At 68.9% G+C, this 2,206-nt stretch carries 2 protein-coding genes; both read left to right on the top strand.

The features are described 5' to 3' along the window. Window positions 1–448 precede the first annotated feature (448 nt). A complete protein-coding gene (locus AQJ91_RS51670; RefSeq protein WP_079085770.1) occupies window positions 449–1,933 on the top strand; it encodes an RICIN domain-containing protein in 1,485 nt (494 codons plus the stop codon). Window positions 1,934–2,018: 85 nt separating this feature from the next. Next, window positions 2,019–2,206 (top strand): hypothetical protein (locus AQJ91_RS57250; protein WP_234383486.1); only part of this gene is annotated, 188 nt, incomplete at its 3' end.

Here is a 2,206-nt window from a genome sequence, read left to right on the forward strand (position 1 = left end):
TGTAGCCGACGGAGCCCGCTGACGAGGCGGCGCACATCCGTGCCGGGCGTACCGGACCTGCGTCGGTTGCACGACGTTCGGCTTCAGCGCGATGCCGCAGAGGGCAGCCGTTCTCCATGGGTGCCCGTGATACGGATCGTGCCGTCGCAGCCGCTGCCGTCGGCGGAGATGAAGGAGCCGCAGTCAGTGCCGGGACGGCTGTCGTCGGCCACTGGTGGTGCGACCCTCCAGCCGTGCGACCGGATCGCGACGGCCGATCGCCCCGGTGCCGCACCGACGGGGGTGGATCCGCCGAAGGCATGTCGTGGCGCGTGTCCCGGAGGGCGGGCAGCCACACTCAGTGAAAGGGACACTAATGCAAAGAGATGGCATGCATATGACATTCAGCGCGCCGTGGTGGGGAGGACACGGGAGGCGTCCGGCGGTTCTCATCGCGGTGATCGCCCTGATGACCACGCTCCTGACCGGCCTGGGCGCCGCCGGGACGGCGCAGGCGGCCACCGTGGACTCCAACGCGTGGTACGTGCTGGTCAACCGTGGCAGTGGCAAGGCGCTCGACGTGTCCGGTGCGAGCACCGCCGACGGGGCAGGCGTTTCGCAGTGGACCCGCCATGACGGCGCCAACCAGCGGTTCCAGTTCGTGGACTCGGGCGGCGGCTACTACCGGCTCAAAGCGCAGCACTCGGGCAAGGTGCTGGACGTCTTGAACTACTCCTCCGCCGACCAGGCGGACATCGTGCAGTGGAGCGACGGCAATGGCGCCAACCAGCAGTTCCGGCTGGCCGACTCGTCCGACGGTTACGTCCGGCTGATCAACCGCAACAGCGGCAAGGCCGTCGAGGTCCAGAACGCCTCCACCGCGGACGGCGCCAAGGTCGTGCAGTTCACCGACTGGGGCGGGGCCAACCAGCAGTGGCAACTGGTCCGCACGACAGGAGTGCTCGCGCAGGTGCACACCGCGGGGCGGGTCAAGGACGCCGGAAACACCGTGCAGTACAGCTGGCCCGGCGTGTACTTCGAGGGCCGCGTCAGCGGCACCGGCGTGGGCATCGTGCTCAACGACTCGGCCGCCGACTACGACGTCCAGGTCGACGGAACCACCGTCGCCACACTCGTCACGCCCGGCAACACCACGCACTGGATCAACGGCCTGTCGAACAGCACGCACACCGTCCGGCTCGTCAAGCGCAACGACACCCCGGGGGACACCAGCACCTTCGGAGGCTTCGTCGCCGCGCCCGGCGGTGCCGTACTGAGCAAACCGGCCGCCCGCAACCGCCAGATCGAGTTCATCGGCGACTCCCTCACGGTGGGCTACGGCAACCTCTCGACCTCGCGCACCTGCACCTGGGACCAGGTCAAGCGGAACACCAACTCCGACATGAGCTACGGCGCCCTCACCGCCCGGCAACTGAACGCCGACTACCAGATCAACGGCTACTCGGGCCTTGGCATGGTGCGCAACTACGACGGAGGCAGGTCGGACGTCACGTACCGGACCTTCTACGATCGTGCCCTGCTGAACGTGTCGGGCGACGTCTGGCAGAACCCGGGCACCTGGCGCCCTCAGGTCGTGGTGGTCAACCTCGGCACCAACGACTTCTCGACCGCCGTCAAACCCGGTGAGCCGTGGACGCCGGACAACTTCGCGGCCGCCTACCGCAGCGCCTACGGCGACTTCATCCAGAAGCTGCGCACGCGCTACGGGGCCGACACGACCATCGTGGCGGTGGGCGCCGGCCAGTACGCCGGCCATGTCCAGCAGGTGGTCAAGACGCGCAACGACGCCGGTGACAGCCGGGTCCGCTACTGGTTCCTCGACGACTCGGGCCTGGACTTCCTCGGCTGCGACTGGCACTACTCGGCCCGCGACGACCGACTCATCGCCGACCGGCTCACCCCGTTCATCTCCGGTCTGCCGGCAGGCTGGTGACGGCACGAACCGACCAGGAGCACCACAGATCCGGCTGGGGGACATCCGACTCCTGATGTGGTGCGGCTCGACCCGACGGTCGAGAATGCCGACTCCCGCCACCGCGCCCCCGCCTCTTTCCCCCGCCTCCGCCTCCGGCCAAGCCATCACGCTCAGCCGCGCCGCCCAGCACAGCGCGAAGATGCCGGTCAGTCACGCTCCCGGTTCCGTCGCCACCCGCTGCATGGCCACCGGCAGGTCCACGGTTCAGCTCGCCGCCGACCCCGGTCTTCA

It is taken from the genome of Streptomyces dysideae (assembly GCF_001514305.1).
Lineage (GTDB): Bacteria > Actinomycetota > Actinomycetes > Streptomycetales > Streptomycetaceae > Streptomyces > Streptomyces dysideae.